Raw genomic sequence first — 18,577 nt, 5'->3', positions numbered from 1 at the left:
ATCAAGTACAGTGACGCTTAAATTGACCACTTACTCATGGGGTTTCCCCAAACGCTTATGGACTGGTTGGCGCAGCCTTTCGTAGAGAAAGGCTGCGTTATGCGCTAAAGCGTCTCGCTGCGGCGTGAGACACTTTAGCACATGAGAAAACACCGCACAGCCTCACTGCACTGGCTCCCCTAGAGAAAGCGCTATAAATCCACGTTTTTTAGTAACACGAGGGCAAGTTGTCATTCAGCAATAGTTAGGAACAATTTAATGAAATCTTTAGTGTGTAACAATGAAGCCGCGAGGCTTGAGGCTCTGCATCAGTACCAGATTCTCGACACTCCACCAGAAGAAGCATTCGACGATCTAGCGTTCTTAGCCGCACAGATTTGTGACACACCGATCGCCTTGATTAATTTAATTGACGCTAACCGTCAGTGGTTCAAAGCCAAAGTGGGGTTAGATGTACAGGAAATGCCACGAGATACTGGGTTCGGATTGATTTGTATAAAAAGTGGCGAAGCTTTAATTATTCCCGACACCTTAACTGATAAACAATTTGCTACAAACCCCATAGTCACTTCTGCGGGACTTGGCGTGAGATTTTATGCAGGCGTACCTTTGTTAGCACCAGGAGGAGAAGCGATCGGGACTCTGTGTATAGGCGATCGCGTACCACGCCAAATCAGTCCCAAACATGTAGAAGCACTGCAAGCTCTTAGCCGCTTGATAGTTGGACAACTAGAAATCCGGCGGAACTTAGCTGAACTGGCAAGTATTAAACAAGAGTATAAAGAGGCACAAGAAGCATTGCACCAAAGTGAATCCACTTTAGGCACCTTCTTTAACACTTCACCGATGATGATGGGAATTACCGAGTTGGTAGATAATGACATCTTGCATATTTCGGATAACCCTGCCACAGCGAAATTCTTTGGACTCACGCCAGAAGCAATGCAAAATCGCCTAGCGCGAGAAATTGGTGCAACAGACAAGTATGTGTCGCAGTGGATTCATCACTACCGTCAAGCGGAACGCACTCAATCACCCGTCAAGTTTGAATATTCCGAGGATACTCCCCAAGGTAAAATATGGGTATCAGCGACAGTCTCAGCAATTGCGGTAAATTCTGGTAGCCGTCCCCAATTTGCCTATGTGGCTGACGACATTACCGAACGCAAGCAAGTAGAACAAAAAAACCGCGAACAAGCAGCATTGCTGGATATTGTCACTGATTCAATTGTCGTGCAAGATTTGTCCAACAAAATTTTATTATGGAACAAAAATGCTGAGAAACTTTACGGCTGGAAGTCAGAAGAAGTTATAGGCAAGCAGTTAGATGAACTTTTGTCCACTGGATCTTTGTCACAAAACCTAGAAATTTATCAGACTGTCTTAAAGGATGGATCTTGGCAAGGTGAGTTACATAAAACCAGCAAATCTGGCAAAAAACTCATCGTTGAAAGTCGCTGGACGCTGATAAATGATGAACATTCTCAAGCCAAATCAATCCTGGTCGTTGATACTGATATTACCCAGAAAAAACAACTAGAAAAACAATTTTTACGCGCTCAACGCATGGAAAGTATAGGCACTCTGGCTAGTGGTATTGCTCACGATTTAAATAATGTGTTGTCACCAATTTTGATGTCAGTGCATCTGCTCAAAGCAAAAAGCTGGGATCAACAGATTAACCAGATATTGTCAATAATAGAAAGCAATGCTAAACGTGGTGCTGATTTGGTAAAGCAAGTGCTATCCTTTGCAAGGGGAATTGAAGGTAATGTCGAAGGACAAGGCACTACGCGTCAATACACGGTGCTTCAATTTAAAGACTTGATTTTAGAAATGCAGCAAATTATCTCACAAACATTTCCCAAATCAATCGCACTAGACACAGAAATTCAGGAGAAATTGTTACCTATTTGTGCTGATAGTACCCAACTGCATCAGGTACTGATTAATTTATGTCTCAATGCGCGGGATGCTATGCCTACAGGCGGAACTTTAACAATATCTGCCGAGAATATTTGGATTGATGAAACTTTTGCCAGTATGCATATAGAAGCTGAAGTTGGGGCTTATATTGTCCTAACCGTTGTTGATACGGGGCTTGGAATCAACAGTGAAATATTAGATAAAATATTTGAACCATTTTTTACAACAAAAGAGTTGGGTAAAGGTACAGGACTTGGGCTATCAACAGTAATGGGAATTATTAAAGAACACGGTGGTTTTATCACCGTGTCAAGTCGTATAGGCAAGGGGACAAAATTTAAGGTGTACTTACCAGCAGTTAATCAAGTTCCAATCCAGTTGTTAGAAGATATAGAAATACCGACTGGATCGGGAGAATGTATTTTGGTTGTAGATGATGAAGCTGCCATTCAGGAAATTACTAAAACATCCCTAGAAAACTATAATTACACAGCAATTACTGCTAGTGATGGCATGGAAGCATTAGCAATTTATGCCCAGCATAAAGAGAAAATTAGTGCCGCAATTATCGATATGATCATGTCCAATATGGATGGAGCAACTACCATTCGCACATTGCAAAATATTAATCCGTTATTGCCGATTATTGTTGTCAGTGGACTTGTGACAAGCGAACAAGTACCAATTGACAAAATAGATGAACATACAGCTTTTTTACCCAAACCCTACACAACGCAAGAATTATTGAAAACTCTACATACAGTTATTAGTCAATAATATAATCTGCATTATCTAGACGATCGCAGTCATATCTACCTTTAATCTCTTGATTGAAAAAGCTGCCAACTGAGTCAGAGGCATGTAAATCTTCCCAAGTATCCTCGTCTACGCCTAAGTACTGATAAACGGCTCCACTTTGAAACTCAACTTGCAAAATGTGTTCGTTGCGATCGTAGCCTACAGCCATAGCCATTGATGAGACAACTGGTAGCATGACAATTGGTTCTTCTTCAAAAGGTAGTGCAGTCGTTTCGGCAATCGCCTCGTTTAGTTCTTGCAATCCTTCATAAGCTTGTATCGGCGCGGGAATTTCCAAAAACTCTAGTTCGTCGCCTCGATCGAGTAACAACTGCAAATATCCATCAGAGTGAGCGATCGCTACTAAACTGCTCAAGTCTACCTTAGATAGCTTCATTTATTTTGTACTCTCTTGTTGGTGTAGTCGCAATACGGTTCAGTTAAGATACATAGGTCTTAAAGATCCCCCTTAGTCCCCCTTAAAAAGGAGGAAATAGAGCCATTTTGAGCAAGCCTTTTTAAGGCGGGTTGGGGGGATCGAGTCTTATCCGAACCGTATTGGGCGTAGTCGGGTGTTTAAAGTTTTATGCAACACGCAAGTATTTTTATAGTACAAATATACTGCCAAAGGTATTTTGCTGTCAAGTTTTTTCTACCAAAAGAGAATTTACCGATCTCAACTGTATTAGGCTATTGGCTTGCGACCAAAGGTATAAAAAATTGTGACATCGTTCCAAATGCCTTGTTCCGTAACTAATGTTGCCAATTCTGCTTCAAATTCCGCCTTAACTTCTTCCAGTTGCCCAGATGAGAGTTGCTTCATGGGATTTGGAAATTGCCCAGGTACTGGATGAGAACCTCCAAACCACATCCCCTTTGCCTGTTCTAGGCTATCTAGCCTAATATAGCTACCATCTTGCTCAGACTTAATTTCAATCGGCTCAAAGCCTGCTGTTTTTAGTAGGTCATAGCACTTTTCAATAGTACCTGTTGGTTTACTTAATGCAAGTGAAACACCATATTTTTGGGCGACTTTTTGCACAGTTACCCCACCCACAAAAGCGGTGTCTGCGAATGCATGAAAGCCGATTAGCCCACCAGGTTTAAGCAATTGATGCCAAAGGCGTAATGTCTTGGGAATGTCAGCCATCCAAATCAGGGCTGAGGAACATAAGACAACATCGAAACTGTTGTCTGGAAAGTTCAGTTTCTCGGCATCCGCGAGTACAAACTCAATATTATTCAGCCCTAACGCCTCAATCTTGCGTTTTGCCTGCTCAAGCATCCCAGTTGAAATATCCACTCCAACAACTCGACCTGCAAAACCTACAAGCTGTGCTGCTTCAATCGCTACCATACCTGTCCCAGTTGCAATGTCTAAAACATGCTGTCCTTGGCTAATGTGTGCATGTTCAACCAGACGATGAGCAATTCGAGGATGCCAATCGCCCTCATCATAAGTTTCGCCTCTGCGACTGTATAAATCGGCAATCTGTTGCTTGTATTCATTCAACTCTAATTGTTCATTCATAATTCTTTTGGAAAGAGTGTTTTTTGTCTTACATTTACATAATGCTAAAACACTGATCAGTATTCCAAGAGGTAAAGAACATATCAATGCATCCCTTTGCAATGTTAATGCATCCCTTTGCAATGCCAATGCATCCCTTTGCAATGTTAATGCGTCGCTCTGCAATGCCAATGCATCCCAGGGCAAAGCTAATGCATCGCTCTGCAATGTTAATGTATTCCTCTGCAATGCCAATGCATTCCTCTACAATGCCAATGCGCTAAGATTTTATGTAAAACTGTACTTACTTGTGCAACCAAAACCCTTGTAGAGACGTAAAATTTTACGTCTCTACATCAATGATTCATGTTTGTATTTAGCAACGCATCCGATCTACCCAGACACAACAGTAGAGTTTATCTCATCAAACTCGGATTTCTCAGTTTGCAAATAACGATAAAGACGATTCAGGGCGTTGATATGAGCGTAAGCTGCGGCTACCACGATATCAGTATCAGATGCTTGTCCAGAAAATATCCGCTCTTGATGCTTCAAGCGAACTGTCACGGTTCCCAGTGCATCAATTCCTCCAGTTACAGATTGGACGGAAAATTCAATTAGTTGATTGGGTATTTCCACTAATTGATTGATTGCTTGATATACCGCATCCACTGGCCCAGTGCCTACACTCGCATCCGTGAGGATTTTGCCTTCAGGGGTAACAATTGTAATGGTTGCAGTTGGGCAAGTGCAGTCACCACAGATTACCTGGACGTGTTCGATTTGGAAGCCACTTTCTACTTGAATCTGCGTTTCATCTCGAACGATCGCTTCTAAATCCCAATCTGAGATTTCTTTTTTCTTATCGGCAACATCTTTGAATCGATTGAAGGCTTTGTTCAAGTCCGCCTCGTTCAATTCAAACCCCAATTCCTTGAGCCTGGTACGGAAAGCATTTCGTCCAGAGTGCTTGCCCAAAACAATGCGATTTTCTGGCAAACCGATCGCAGCAGCTTCCATAATTTCATAAGTTTCGCGGTGCTTGATGATTCCATCTTGATGAATACCAGACTCATGGGCGAAAGCGTTTGCTCCCACGATCGCTTTATTGGGCTGAATCAGCATTCCGGTTAATTGGGAAACCAAGGATGAGGTTTTATAAATTTCCTGAGTCTTAATATTAGTCAAGGGTGTATCGGCATCAACCGGACGACCAAAGTAAGGGTTGAAAAATGGTTTGCGAACCTGCAAAGCCATGACAATTTCTTCTAAAGCTGCATTACCCGCTCGTTCGCCAATGCCATTAATGGTACACTCCACCTGACGCACACCATATTCAATTGCTGCCAAAGCGTTAGCTGTCGCCAAACCCAAATCATTTTGGGTGTGAATAGAAAGAATCACCCCATCAATATTGGAAACATGTTCTCGAATTCCCTGAATCAGAGTTCCGATTTCTTTGGGTGTGCAGTAACCAACGGTATCGGGAATGTTGATTGTAGTTGCACCTGCTGCGATCGCTCTTTCTAAAACTTGATAAAGAAACTCTGGCTCAGTGCGGCTAGCATCCATTGGTGAAAATTCTACATCGTCTACAAACGACTTGGCATAAGCAACCATTTCTGCTGCGATCGCTAATACTTCGCTGCGAGACTTTTTCAACTGATATTTCAGGTGAATATCAGAAGTAGAAATCATCGTGTGGATTCTCGGACGAGCCGCGCTCTTCAAAGCTTCGGCGGCGGCGTGAATATCTTGGCGAATGGCTCTAGCTAAACTGCAAATGATTGGCCCGCCAGCTATTCCGACTTGTTCAGCAATGGTTTTAACAGCTTGAAAATCTCCCGGACTCGCAACAGCAAAACCTGCTTCAATCACATCGACACCAAGGAGAGCTAGTTGATGAGCGATCGCCAGTTTTTCTTCTACATTGAGGGTTGCGCCCGGTGACTGTTCGCCATCCCGTAGCGTGGTGTCGAAGATGATAACTCGGTCTGGTTGAGATGCGATGCTCATAATTGTCTCCCGTGGTATTGAAGGGATGTTTCAAAATCTTACTTTGGATATTGTATACAATCTTTTATATTTTGTATACAATATCCAATATGAACTTAAATGACCTAGCAGCAAATGTGCTGCAACAACAACGCAGTACCCCAGATTTAATTGCCGATGCTTTGCGGGAAGCGATTCTGGGCGGCATTTTTCAGGAAGGACAATCCCTGAGACAGGATGAAATCGCCACTCAGTTTGGAGTTAGTCGTATTCCCGTGCGGGAAGCGCTCAAGCAGCTAGAAGCAGAAGGATTGGTGACACTACATTTAAATCGTGGTGCGATCGTATCGGTGTTAACAGCACAAGAGGCGCAAGAAATTTGTGAAATTCGCAGCGCCTTGGAAGTGAAAGCGATACAGTTGGCAATACCCAAGTTCAGGGAAACAGATATAGAAAAAGCTGCTGTGATTTTGGAAGCGACAGATAGTGCAACTGATGCAGGTGTGTTGGCAAAACTCAACTGGGAATTTCATGCGACACTGTACGCCACTGCTGAACGTCCTCGGTTGCTGACAATGATTAAAACTTTACACGTTAATTGCGATCGCTATGTTCGCGTACAATTAGCGCAGATGGATTACCAGGAGCGATCGCAAAAAGAACACTATCAACTCTTAGATGCTTGTCAAAAGCAGGATGCAAAAGCTGCTGTCAGGTTGCTGAAACGACACATTGACACCGCAGGAGAACAGCTAATTGCATACTTGCAGCAAATTGCTCAAAAACGCTGATTCTTGCTAGAACTAAACGATCTAGCAGAACAGACTAAACGGAAAATTTCCACTATCCTGTTCAACAAACCTCTCTAAATTCAACTCTATCCCTCTCCGCCTCGGAGAGGGACGGTTTTACGTAGTAAAACCAGGGAGAGGTCTTTTTAAGTTGTTCAGAGAAATAAATAGGATCGTCCATGAAAAAACTGATCCGGCGTATTAAGAGATTGTTGCAACGTATCTTTAAGAGGTTTGCATCCACTTCTGAGCAACCATCGCCCTTAATAAATTCTCGTCCTTTAGAAACTTCTATTCCTAGTGTTCCTCCCCGATGGGAGTCTGGTTTGGTGCTTGTGTGTTCGCAATGTACAAACGAGCAATCAGGCCCAACAGCTTCCGAAGACTTAGAGAGTTGGTTAAAATCTCGTTTAAAATTTGAGGGATTATGGGGAGAATTTCGGGTTGTTAGCACCAGTTGTTTAGGAGTTTGTCCAAAATCCGGCATTACTGTTGTTATTGTAAGTAATGGAAGTGGCGGTAATAGTCCATGCTTAATTGTAAATCCTCGGAGCGATGTCTACGACGGGCTACGCCTACGCGAACTTCTCTACTCACGCATCAAACAGAATAAAGGCTGATTTTGTAGCTTGCACCAAAGCTTAGACTATGATTTTCCTCACTAAATTATTGAATACCCAACTGCATTTTGTATTGCATTATAGTTCGGTTAAGCTGCAAAGGAAAAAGGAGTGAATATTTTCATTCACCCCTTACTTTTTCCCAAACTATAAGGTAAAAGAAGAATACTTATCCAGACCTCATCTCTGAACTATTACTACTTTAACCGAGGTATCTTTGGTATTACCAAGGTACTTGAAGAATTAGCGCTTCGGGCATTAGTGCTTGAAGAAGCAGTAGTCGGGGAACTGAGGTTCAAGAAATCGATAAGTTTAAGGGTACGAGTACGAATTTTCCAGCGCCCATTTTTGTTGACAACTTGATCTTCATAAGTGCCATTAGCGACATCAATGCTAGTTTCCGAACGCTTGTGAGTCGCATGGAGATAAGAGGTCATCGTTGCTTTATTATTCTCAATTGAAATGTTGATCGTTCCCATCAAGTGTTGGGTAGCTGTATAACCATTTCCTTGGAATACTGAATAGACAAAATCCGCCCAAGAATCTGTCCCATAATTTGTTTGAGTTGCGCCATCAGGAAAAATGGCAGTGAGGACTGCATCTTGAGTAAAACAATCGCGATAAATATTCTTACCCTCTAGGAGATTTCCTCTCCCAATAGCGTCAGTTCCGAGCGAGTAACAGGATGTTAATTTTTGAATTTCTAATTCTGCGTTAGGTTGAGTTGCACTTGCTAGTTCAAACTTACCTCCAATAAACAGCACAAGAGTGACTGCAAGCGCAACCAAAGCTATACGATTTACCAAAAATGAGATAGCTTTTGAAACTATTCGCCCATTATCTTTTCTTTTTTCCACAAGATAACCACCTTAATTTTGACGTTTTTAGTATCTTGTTACTTGCTGCAAACTCAAGTTTTTACTGAAAGTTTTAGCTCATAAAAATTTAGCTAAAATCCTTGCAGATTTAGCTAGAGCTTATTTTTATATCAGCTAGTAAATTAATTTACTAGTAAAGGATACAGATAGTACAAGATTTGATGTATATAATCAGTTATAGCAGGTACATTATAAACTTTTGAGTATTAATTTTAACCAAGTTTGTATTGATTTGATTAAGTAATAAAATTATCACTTACATAGCTTTTTCCACAGCAAAAAACCTTTATTTTGCCAGGATAAAAAACAAATATAACTACTATAGCAATCCTCAATCATTCGCGAACAATAAGCTCCCCAACTTCTCAAATAAGTCAGGGAGCTGCGGCCATAGTTTTGCTAATGCGTCTTTAATATGATAAATTATTCTCCAGATATGGGAATAGAAATTATAAATTCTGTTCCTTGTCCCAACACTGATTCACAAATCAAACTTCCACCGTGATTTTCTACTATAATTTGCCGACTAATAGATAATCCTAATCCCGTTCCTTTCCCTACGCATTTAGTAGTAAATAGATTTTCAAAAATGCAATTTTTAACTTCTTCTGGCATTCCTTTAGCATTATCTTGAATCTTAATTATCAGACTATTCTCTTCCTTTGTCTTAGTTAAGATAGTAATAATATTAGGGTAATTTTCTTGAACTTCCATGAAACTACGACCAATATTTGCTTCTTCTAAAGCATCAATTGCATTTGCAATAATATTCATAAACACCTGATTCAATTGTCCTAAGTAGCATTTCGCTAATGGAATATTTCCATACTGCTTAACGATTTGAATGGCTGGACGATTATGATCGGCTTTCAGACGATGCTGTAAAATTAACAAAGTACTATCAATACCTTCATGGATATTAGCTAATACTTTAGAGGTAGTATCAGCGCGTGAAAAAGTACGGAGTGAAGTACTAATGTTACGAATACGCTGTGTCCCTACTGTCATACCATCAATCATTTTGGGTAAATCCTCTACCAGGAAATCTATATCTATTTCTTCGGCTTTTTCTTCAATTTCAGCGCCAGGATTAGGGAATTTTTCTCGGTACAGTTGCAGATAGCTTATTAGCTCAGTTACGCTATCTTTGGCTTGGACTATACTACCTGTAATAAAACCTACTGGATTGTTTATTTCGTGTGCTACGCCTGCAACTAAATTTCCCAGAGAAGACATTTTTTCGCTTTGAATAAGTTGTAGTTGTGCCTCTTGTAAATCTTTGATTGATTGTTCTAATTCTCTAGACTTGTCTTGCTCTCTTGTGTACAAGCGGGCATTTTCTATAGCAATAGCCATTTGAGAAACTAACACTTTTAATACCTCTACTCTTTCTGGTACAAAAGCTCCTGAAGATAACTTATTTTCTAAATAAATAATGCCCGTAAGCTGTGATTGGTAAATAATGGGCAAGCAAAAAATTGATTTTGTTTGAGATTCTTGAATATAAATATCAAAGTTAAAAGGTTCTGTAATTATCGCATCATTTAATACAAGATATTGCTGAGTGCGAAAAACGTAATTAATCACAGAGAGCGGTAAATCCTGATAGGTTTCAACAGGGATAGAGCGTAAAACTGTCACTACATCGTCAGCAACATTTCCAGAAGCTTCGATATATAGCTGATTATCTTTAAGTAGGAGTAGTATTGCTTTTTGTGCAGCAGCATTTTCTAGTAAAATTTTGATTAACTTGCTCAACAAACTTTCTAAAACAATTTCATTGGTAATCGCTTGGGAAAACTTGATGAATGCATTAAAGTCTAAAAAATCGCTCAAACTGCTATTAGTAGTCGTGGTAGTGGTAAAGTGAATTGTATCTATTTTTGAAGTAGTAGTTTCTATAGTAGTAGTTTGTCCTATTAAAAAAACATACTGTGATTCTAAATGTTTAACTTTAGCGATCGCACCCCAACGAATATAGGCATAATAGGCTTTAGTTATATAAGTTTGATGAATTAACTCTTTACCTAGAGATTGATAAAATTTTCCAGCTAACTCATAGGCTAAAGCTTCTTCTTGGAGAAAACCGTTTTCTTGAGATTTTGCTATAGAATTCTCATAGTAATCCATTGCCTCAAGCTTTTGACCCAAAACCTGATACCGTTCTGCCTCCACTAGATAAAATTTATGTAAGTGATTAGTTGGAGCATGAGTAGCCCAGAGTTCCATTTTTTCCTGATTAGCTTGGACTTTTTCCAAAATAGCTTGCTTATCAGACTCTTTAGCAGTATTATAGATTGCCAAGTGGGCTAAAGAATCATAAAAATAGAACATTGGAACCACAAACAACCCTGTAACACCACCTAAAGATTTTTCTGCGATCGCAGCATTTTCTAGAGCTTTAAAATACTCCCCAAATAAGTAAGAGAGCATTAGCTTATTAACAAATAGATGGTTAATTGTGTAAAGATCGTTTACTTCCTGATGAATTGGCAGCATACTTTCCTCGTCGTAGGCTTCTCCAATTAAACAGTCTACCTTTTCAAAACTACCTTTCAAGTTCAAAACTGTTTGTAAATAAACTGAGTTCCAAGTTAAAGCTACTTGTTGCTTGATTTTTTTCAGGGATTCACAGTAAGCTACCAGTTCTTTTTCTAGAACCCAAAGTTCCTTACCCAGCCAAAATGAATGATAGGGATAAATGTAACCGCAATAGCCAGCATATTCTAAATCTCCAGTTTCCAAACCACTAGAATACCCTGCCATTGCTGATGTTAATGTCTCTCTAACATGCTCTTTCCAATGCATAACATGAGCGCTAACAACTGTCAGAATCTTAGCTTTAAGTTCTTGAGAATCAAATTGTGACACCAGACTTAAAGCCAATTTACCAAATTCATAGCCAGAATCAATTTCTCCTTGGCCCGCGCAAAGAAGTAATCCATAAAGACTATAACCATAAGCAGATGTAGCTGTATTCCCATACATTAAGGACAAATTGACCATTTTACAGACAATGATTGGCATCATTGCAGGAGCAGTTTGAAAAGCCGCAGGAAGAACTCCCATTAAGATTCTCATGGCTGCAATCTTGTTAGGATCGGTCATTAATGGTAAGTTAATTAAATCTGCGTAGATCCGCAGGGGCTTGTCGTTAGACATCGCTTTCCCTTTCAAATAAACAGCGATTTCATCCATCCCCTGCTGAATATCAGTTGATGTCGGTTCGTCTGGAAAACTTATTCCTAACAATTGCAGAGTTGATACTGCTATTTTGATAGCTTGTAGTTGCTTGCTTTGAATTATAGAAGCGATAATCTGTACTTCATAGACTTTCACTTTATCTAGAAGGACTTTGGCTTCTTGCTGCACCACCTCAGCCCATTGTTGCATCTGCTCAAAATTACCGCCCAAATAGGCTACCTCTGCGGCTCCTTCATATAAACCTATCGTTAAACTATATTCAGTTTGCCAAGCATCTATATTTAAAAGTTCTATCCCATTTGTGAAGTACTTAAGAGCAGCTTCATAAGCTGTAGAAGCTTTAGCTTTTCGTCCTGCAATTAAATTTAATCGTGCCAATTCAGTTTTTTCAGATTGCTCTATGAGGTTAACAATACCTACATTCAACTGATTGACAACATCAAAAATATTGGCTTCTATTTCCTCCTTGGGTATATTTTGCAGAAGCAATTGCCCAATCTTCAAATGAGTAGATTTCTTTAGTTCTTCAGGAATCAACGAATATGCAGCTTGCTGTACTCTGTCATGCAAGAACTTGTAACCCACTCGTGAAGTGTCGAAGTTTAAATTAACCGCTTCTTCTTGATTAAAAACTAAAGGAATCCGATAAGCTTCACTTAAAGGTAGAATTAATCCCGCTTGCAAAGCCGAGTGTAAATCATTTGCTGTCAAAGAAGGTGATTTTTCATTAACTATTGATAAAACATCCAGGCTAAATCTGTCACCTACACAAGCTGCTAATTTTAAAACATCTTGGGTAAACTTTGGTAGTTTTTCAACTCGGCTGGCAACTAACTCAACTACATTCTTCTCTGTAATTCCAATTGCTTGAATTTCTTCAATGCTCCATTGCCATTTACCGTTAATAAAATCAAATTTTAATAATTTTTCTTGGTGAAGTGCCTGAATTAGTTGTGTTATAAAAAATGGATTTCCACCTGTTTTGTTACAAACTAGTTCAGCTAATTGAATAATTTTTTTATTAAATAATCTGGCTTCTTCATCTTGCTTAAACTCTGTTTGTTGTAGAGTCTCTGCAACTAGTTTCGTCACATTCTCTAAATTTAAAGGTTGCAAGATAAGATTATTCACAACCGTGCCATTCTTCTTAATTTCTTCTATTTTTTGGATTAAAGGATGTGCCGGGCTGACTTCATTATCTCTATATGCCCCAATAAATAACAAATATTTGCTGTCAGTGTCACTAATGAGCAGTTGGATTAAATTTAATGTGGCTGAATCGGCCCATTGCAAATCATCTAAAAAGATGACTAAAGGGTGTTCTTTTTTAGTAAAAACTTGGATAAATTCTTTAAAAACATGATTGAAGCGGTTTTGTGATTCTGTTGGCCCAATTTGGGCAACTTCTGGCTGTGTACCAATGATTAATTCTACTTCTGGAATTACATCAGTAATAACTTTTCCATTTGTTCCTAAAGCTGATAAAATTTTATTGCGCCACAGGTGTATTTTTTCATTATTCTCTGTTAGCAAATACTGCATTAAATAAGCAAAAGCTTGAATTAAGGAAGCATAAGGTATGTTTCGCTTTAACTGGTCAAATTTACCAGAAATAAAGTAACCTTGTCTGCGAGTAATGGGTTTATTAACTTCGTTGACTAGAACTGATTTGCCAATCCCAGAATAACCAGAAACTAGCATCATTTCACTAGTTCCAGATGTAACACGCTCAAATGCAGCTAATAGTTCATTAACTTGTTCTTCACGACCATATAATGTTTGGGGGATTAATAACTGGCTTAAAACATCTAAACGACCTGGAACAAAATTAATAATTGTACCTTTAGTTTCTAATTGGTTGAGACACAATTCTAAATCAGCTAATAATCCTGTAGCACTTTGATATCTATCTTCCGCATTTTTTGCCATCAGCTTCATGACAATTTCAGAGACTGCGGTAGGAATTTGTGAATTTAATAACTGCGGGTTTATCGGTTGAACGGCAATGTGCCTATAAACTATTTCTAGGGGATCTTGGCTAAAAAATGGTGTTTGCTCGGTGAGCATTTCATATAAAGTCACACCAAGAGAATAAAAGTCAGTGCGATAATCGAGAATGCGATTCATTCTCCCAGTTTGTTCGGGAGACATATAAGCAAGTGTGCCTTCAACGCAATTAGGATTATTAAATTGGGGATTTTCCTTATTTAGGCGGGAGGCTATACCAAAGTCAGTGAGTTTAACAATACCTACCTGGGAGTTAATGATGATGTTACTGGGTTTGATATCTTTATGAATAATGTGGTTTTTATGCAAATAATCTAAAGCTTTAGTCAGTTGAATCGCAATTTTTAAATGATTAATTAAGTCAAGTTTTTCTATTTGTAGCAGTTGAGCTAAAGATTGACCGCCAAAGTCTTCTAAGAACAGTCCCATCCGATTGTCAAAGGTTTCTAGACTGATGGCTTTAACTATATTGGGATGGTCTAAATCTTGCTGAATTTGATACTCATTTTTAAGACGAGTAAAGGCTTCAAGAGTCGGATATTCATTTTTAAGTATCTTGAGGATAACTCGCTGTTGCGTCTTTGGCGTTTGTGTTTGATAAATAATTGTTTGGATTCCTTCGTAGAGAGTCGAGTTGATTTGGTATCCAGTAAGATTTGGCATTGATTTTGACTATAAAGTTACAAAATTAGTATCACCCCTTGTCTTGTCGTGAAAGGGGTTCTAGTTTAATTATTCCCAGTGGTAGAAAATTATTAACATTGGGTTCCGTACCCAAGGGTTGTAAAATAAAAAGCGATTATTTCCTTGTAACGGAAACCAGTGGCTAAAATCCGACTGTAGCTTTTACGCTAACCGCAGATAAGGACACTTTGACAAAAAATCAGATGCTTTATTATGGGCATCTAGGTTATGAATATGTGCTGGCGTAGGTCGAATAATGCCAGCAAACAGGTCATCCAAGCCATAGGGAGTAAAAAATTGCCATTGGCCTTGTGCATCTAGTCGAACTCCAACAGCAGTAGCGGTGTGCAACCAATGTGTGATGCCATCCTCTGTACTAGTGTAGAGTCTGCTACCAAGACGCCAACGAGCAAAACTAGCTTGATTTTTGACATCAAACTGCTCATGAGGAAATTGTTCTGTGAGAGTCGCTTTGGCTGCGAGTTCCTGGGAACGGTTCCCCTCTATATCAAAGAATGCAATATCAAAATCTTTAATACCTAACCCACAATTATCGCCAAAAATCGAATGCCAAACGGTGTTTCGGACTGCACCACCGGCTAACCACCAGTTAGGTAGATTTAGTTGAGCGATCGCTCTTAATACTGTATCAATAGGTGTATCAGCTAAAATCATCTGTAGACGAGTGTTACTATTCATATCAAATTCCTGGGATTATCAAGTAGAAGGTGAAAATATTATCATTCACATTTCATTAAGCTTACGGTGTTGATAGCCCTGCGGTGACACTTGGCGGGTCGATGTTTTTTAGGGTAATTGCTGAAGTCATAGTATAAAGAGAACGGGGTTTTACAGAAGGTTAAATTGTGAATTTAGAATTTAGAATTTTTATTTATGGAAGATTTATTTGCGCGGCTAGAACGCACACTCAATCCTGAACTGCCAACCCTTGCAGAGTCACAACAACAACTTCTACAAGAACTCAGCATTAATCAAAATCAACCCGGTACGATTTTGCATGACTTTCAAACCCTAATAGATTTCTTGCAACCAAATGGAGTAGAAGTTAGTAGTGTTAATAACCTTTTACCACTGAAAGTACTATCAGAAGTTAATTCTCGATTAAGTCACCCAATTGAAACTAAACTCAAACGCCCCGTACAGAAATCATACCCATACATTAATGGGCTATATCTGTTATTACGCAGTTCTGGGATAGCCCAAATTAGATCCCAAGGTAAGAAGCAAATTTTAGTGTTAGACGCAGCCACCTTAGAATCATGGTCAAATCTCAACCCAACAGAACGCTATTTCAACTTATTAGAAGCTTGGTTGATTTGGGGAAATAATGAAATTTTGGGCGAACACCAAGATTCATTCGGGAATTTATTTAGATGCATTCAACTTTGGCCCCGCGTCCCAGATCAAGGTTTAAATTTTCCTAAATATGAAGACCAACACAATATCAGTTATTACCCTGGTCTGCATAACGTTGCCCTGTTAGAGTTATTTGGATTGTTATCTATCAAGCAAGGTAAACCACAAGAAGGGAAGGGATGGCGCATTACCAGTTTACAACGCTTGCCCTTTGGTGATGCTTTGTTGCAATTAGTATTCCCGCTAGGGATACGAGGAGAATTACAAGATGATGTCAATGTAAATTTTGGAAAATTGCAGTCGCATTTACAACCATTATTTCCCGAATGGAAACATAATTTATTTGTCCCAAAGCAAGGCTTCACTGATGGTATTTATATTTTTAAAGTATCTATTTCTCAGGCTTGGAGACGCATTGCCATACCGGCAGAAAAACCATTAGGCTGGCTAGCAGAGACAATTCTTGATGCTTTTGATTTTGACTATGACCACTTATATGAGTTTAGTTATAAAGACCGTTTTGGTCGCATAATTAAGATCGGTCATCCCTACATGGAAACACCCCCATTTGCCGACCAAGTGCAGATTGGCGATTTGTCTCTAGAACCGGGTGCTAAAATGACTTATCTTTATGATTTTGGTGACAACTGGAAATTTGATGTGCAGTTAGAAGCAATTAATCCGCCTGATAATAAAATCAAAAAAGCAAAAATTCTAGAAGTTCAGGGAAATGCACCTCAACAGTATTGGAGTGAAGATGATGAATTGGATGAAGATCAGGAGGACGAGGGAGAGTAATTGTACTATTTTAGTAACTCGATTTCTAAAAAAGTACCCCAGATAAAACTAATGTCACTTTCTAAATAAGTGCTGAAATGATAATCTTTATCCTACCCAACTGACCTGTCGAAGGAAAAGAAAAAATTTTATCAGTAAAGCGATCTAAATAAACCTATTAAATTATTTAAAATTGCAATATCGAACTCAAATTATAACCTGAGTTTGGATATCATAGAGTTTTACTTAGTTGTCTGCCAATGATGTTAAAACAGCTAACACGGTATCAATATTTTTCTGTAAAATCTTACTGGACACATCCAATTATGTAATTTAAGTAAAATCGGATAATAAACTTAACTTCAGTCTCGAAAGTTTTAACAGTTATTTGCACAGAAGGTTGATGAAAAACGATACACCACAAGAATTGAACTCAGACCAAGAGATTGGGCGCTTGATTGACGAAGTTATGTCTTCATCTTTGACTGATGAACAGTATCGCAAAAAGATGCAGCGGCGTAAGGAAGTACAGGATAAACGCATAGCACAAGCTGTACCAGAAAAAGGATTAATTATTGTAAATACTGGTAACGGTAAGGGTAAAACTACTGCGGCTTTGGGGATGGTGTTACGATCGCTCGGTCACGGGTATAAAGTTGCGATCGTCCAATTTATCAAAGGTAGCTGGGAACCTTCCGAAAAAAGGGTTTTTAGTTATTGGGAAGACCAGTTAGAATTTCACGCAATGGGCGAAGGCTTTACTTGGGAAACTCAAGACCGCGATCGCGATCTTGATAAAGCTAGCGCCGCCTGGGAGAAATCATTAGAATACATCCGCAACCCAGACTTTCATCTGGTGTTGTTAGATGAAATTAATATTGCTCTGAAAATGTCTTACTTAGAAGTAGAGGATGTTTTAGCAGGTTTGGCGCAAAAACCAGCTAACAAGCACGTTATTCTCACAGGTAGAGGCGCACCAGCTGCTTTAATTGAGCGTGCTGACCTTGTAACCGAAATGACCCTAGTTAAGCACCCTTTCCGCGATCAAGGTGTTAAAGCACAACCAGGAATTGAGTATTAAATTGAAGATTACTTGCACATTTGCAATGTGCGGCGATCGCTAGCTGTGATGGAATTTAACCGATGAAAGTCTTGCAGAGCCACCGAGTAAGCATAACTGCTTGGCTCATCTTCACCAACCTTAGGCAGTCTACTGCTTGTAGCTACCTGATTCGACTGATTAGAGCTGGCTTCATTTGACGAACCATTAACCGTCATCGCCAACTCTCCCGATGGGTTGAGCGTACCCTGAAAACAATTAAACTCTGAGTGGGGCATATACAATGCACCCGTTATCTTGTCCTGCTGCTTTTGAAATATGATGTAACCTTGACCAAGCTCGTTTGGTTTTGGGGATTGACCATAGAGATAAACCCCATCTTTTTCAGGAAAATTCGCTTTTGGTAAAACTTCTGCGCCTTTTGTAATTCCCTGAGAACCTGGAACCAGCGCGGTTATTATCGGTACTGTTTTTCCGCTCTTATGGGCAAAAAGCTCTCTATCTCCAGAAGCTGCATTAAGTTGACTTCTCTGCTCTCGAACTCTTCTTAGCTGCGACAAAAGAGAGTTGTCGGGGGTTTTTTGGATCTGAGCAGATGATAGGGGAGAATTTGTAACTGATACTATTTGAGTCTGCCTGCCTATAAAGCCCAAACCGAGAAGTAAGCCTAAGCCTGCGAGGGAAACTCCCCACTGTCGGGGAGATAAGAACTGATGAAGGTTGTTAAGCACCCTACTTCTCCTGTTAAAAAACTAACTAAGTTCTTTATAACTTACTTGAATCATAACCAAGTCTTAATTGTCAAAGACTTTGTTAACGACTTATATTACTATTGTCCAAAAAAGAAAACTGTCAAAAACTAAAGTTTATATTTAATGTAGTTCAACAATCTTAGATTACCATCAGTTAGAGTATTTATTCTTCATCCAATAGATTCATCCCATTGGGTG

General features: G+C 39.3%; 12 protein-coding genes. 5 read left to right on the top strand and 7 right to left on the bottom strand.

Annotated elements, in window-relative coordinates:
* The first annotated feature begins 258 nt into the window (after positions 1-258).
* Positions 259-2,703, top strand: coding sequence for a hybrid sensor histidine kinase/response regulator (locus tag V7L01_RS16645; protein ID WP_335036539.1), 2,445 nt, complete (start codon positions 259-261; stop codon positions 2,701-2,703).
* Here the strand turns inward: V7L01_RS16645 and V7L01_RS16640 are convergent.
* The 3 genes from V7L01_RS16640 to V7L01_RS16630 form a co-directional block, all read right to left on the bottom strand.
* Complete coding sequence (locus tag V7L01_RS16640; RefSeq protein ID WP_335036537.1) at positions 2,693-3,121, bottom strand: KTSC domain-containing protein; 429 nt, start codon at positions 3,119-3,121, stop codon at positions 2,693-2,695. The two genes, V7L01_RS16645 and V7L01_RS16640, sit on opposite strands and share 11 nt — an antisense overlap.
* 288 nt (positions 3,122-3,409) lie before the next feature.
* On the bottom strand, positions 3,410-4,255 hold the full coding sequence (locus V7L01_RS16635) for a class I SAM-dependent methyltransferase (RefSeq protein WP_335036535.1): 846 nt from the start codon (positions 4,253-4,255) through the stop codon (positions 3,410-3,412).
* 372 nt (positions 4,256-4,627) lie between these two features.
* Positions 4,628-6,250 (bottom strand): 2-isopropylmalate synthase, encoded by a 1,623-nt coding sequence (locus V7L01_RS16630; RefSeq protein ID WP_335036533.1) that lies wholly within the window; start codon positions 6,248-6,250, stop codon positions 4,628-4,630.
* 89 nt (positions 6,251-6,339) lie between these two features.
* Here V7L01_RS16630 and V7L01_RS16625 point away from each other — a divergent pair, with 89 nt between their 5' ends.
* Together V7L01_RS16625 and V7L01_RS16620 are read left to right on the top strand one after the other, a co-directional pair.
* Positions 6,340-7,020, top strand: coding sequence for a GntR family transcriptional regulator (locus V7L01_RS16625; protein WP_335036531.1), 681 nt, complete (start codon positions 6,340-6,342; stop codon positions 7,018-7,020).
* A gap of 179 nt (positions 7,021-7,199) precedes the next feature.
* A complete protein-coding gene (locus V7L01_RS16620; protein ID WP_335036529.1) occupies positions 7,200-7,640 on the top strand; it encodes a (2Fe-2S) ferredoxin domain-containing protein in 441 nt (146 codons plus the stop codon).
* 197 nt (positions 7,641-7,837) lie between these two features.
* Here V7L01_RS16620 and V7L01_RS16615 read toward each other — a convergent pair whose 3' ends face one another.
* From V7L01_RS16615 to V7L01_RS16605, 3 genes are all read right to left on the bottom strand, one after another.
* Entirely contained in the window at positions 7,838-8,497 is a 660-nt protein-coding gene (locus tag V7L01_RS16615) for a nuclear transport factor 2 family protein (protein ID WP_335036526.1), read from the bottom strand.
* A 444-nt stretch (positions 8,498-8,941) separates the two neighbouring features.
* Positions 8,942-14,392: an ATP-binding sensor histidine kinase gene (locus tag V7L01_RS16610; RefSeq protein WP_335036524.1), complete on the bottom strand. Its 5,451-nt coding sequence runs from the start codon at positions 14,390-14,392 to the stop codon at positions 8,942-8,944.
* A gap of 183 nt (positions 14,393-14,575) precedes the next feature.
* On the bottom strand, positions 14,576-15,112 hold the full coding sequence (locus V7L01_RS16605; protein ID WP_335036522.1) for a nucleotidyltransferase family protein: 537 nt from the start codon (positions 15,110-15,112) through the stop codon (positions 14,576-14,578).
* Positions 15,113-15,307: 195 nt separating this feature from the next.
* Here V7L01_RS16605 and V7L01_RS16600 point away from each other — a divergent pair, with 195 nt between their 5' ends.
* Both V7L01_RS16600 and cobO read left to right on the top strand, forming a co-directional pair.
* Complete coding sequence (locus tag V7L01_RS16600; RefSeq protein ID WP_335036519.1) at positions 15,308-16,588, top strand: plasmid pRiA4b ORF-3 family protein; 1,281 nt, start codon at positions 15,308-15,310, stop codon at positions 16,586-16,588.
* Between the two features lie 382 nt (positions 16,589-16,970).
* Entirely contained in the window at positions 16,971-17,648 is a 678-nt protein-coding gene (cobO, locus tag V7L01_RS16595; RefSeq protein ID WP_335036516.1) for a cob(I)yrinic acid a,c-diamide adenosyltransferase, read from the top strand.
* Positions 17,649-17,656: 8 nt separating this feature from the next.
* Here cobO and V7L01_RS16590 read toward each other — a convergent pair whose 3' ends face one another.
* Positions 17,657-18,358: a hypothetical protein gene (locus V7L01_RS16590; RefSeq protein ID WP_335036514.1), complete on the bottom strand. Its 702-nt coding sequence runs from the start codon at positions 18,356-18,358 to the stop codon at positions 17,657-17,659.
* Between the last annotated feature and the right edge of the window lie 219 nt (positions 18,359-18,577).

Origin of the sequence: Nostoc sp., from assembly GCF_036917095.1 — a bacterium.
Lineage (GTDB): Bacteria > Cyanobacteriota > Cyanobacteriia > Cyanobacteriales > Nostocaceae > Nostoc.
Note: the sequence above shows the minus strand (reverse complement) of the source record. Positions and strands in the feature narration are given on the sequence as shown.

Coding starts and splice junctions, on each gene's coding strand:
- V7L01_RS16645 (WP_335036539.1), top strand. CDS start 259: ATGAAATCTTTAGTGTGTAACAATGAAGCCGCGAGGCTTGAGGCTCTG.
- V7L01_RS16630 (WP_335036533.1), bottom strand. CDS start 6,250: ATGAGCATCGCATCTCAACCAGACCGAGTTATCATCTTCGACACCACG.
- V7L01_RS16625 (WP_335036531.1), top strand. CDS start 6,340: ATGAACTTAAATGACCTAGCAGCAAATGTGCTGCAACAACAACGCAGT.
- V7L01_RS16605 (WP_335036522.1), bottom strand. CDS start 15,112: ATGAATAGTAACACTCGTCTACAGATGATTTTAGCTGATACACCTATT.
- V7L01_RS16635 (WP_335036535.1), bottom strand. CDS start 4,255: ATGAATGAACAATTAGAGTTGAATGAATACAAGCAACAGATTGCCGAT.
- V7L01_RS16620 (WP_335036529.1), top strand. CDS start 7,200: ATGAAAAAACTGATCCGGCGTATTAAGAGATTGTTGCAACGTATCTTT.
- V7L01_RS16640 (WP_335036537.1), bottom strand. CDS start 3,121: ATGAAGCTATCTAAGGTAGACTTGAGCAGTTTAGTAGCGATCGCTCAC.
- V7L01_RS16600 (WP_335036519.1), top strand. CDS start 15,308: ATGGAAGATTTATTTGCGCGGCTAGAACGCACACTCAATCCTGAACTG.
- V7L01_RS16610 (WP_335036524.1), bottom strand. CDS start 14,392: ATGCCAAATCTTACTGGATACCAAATCAACTCGACTCTCTACGAAGGA.
- cobO (WP_335036516.1), top strand. CDS start 16,971: ATGAAAAACGATACACCACAAGAATTGAACTCAGACCAAGAGATTGGG.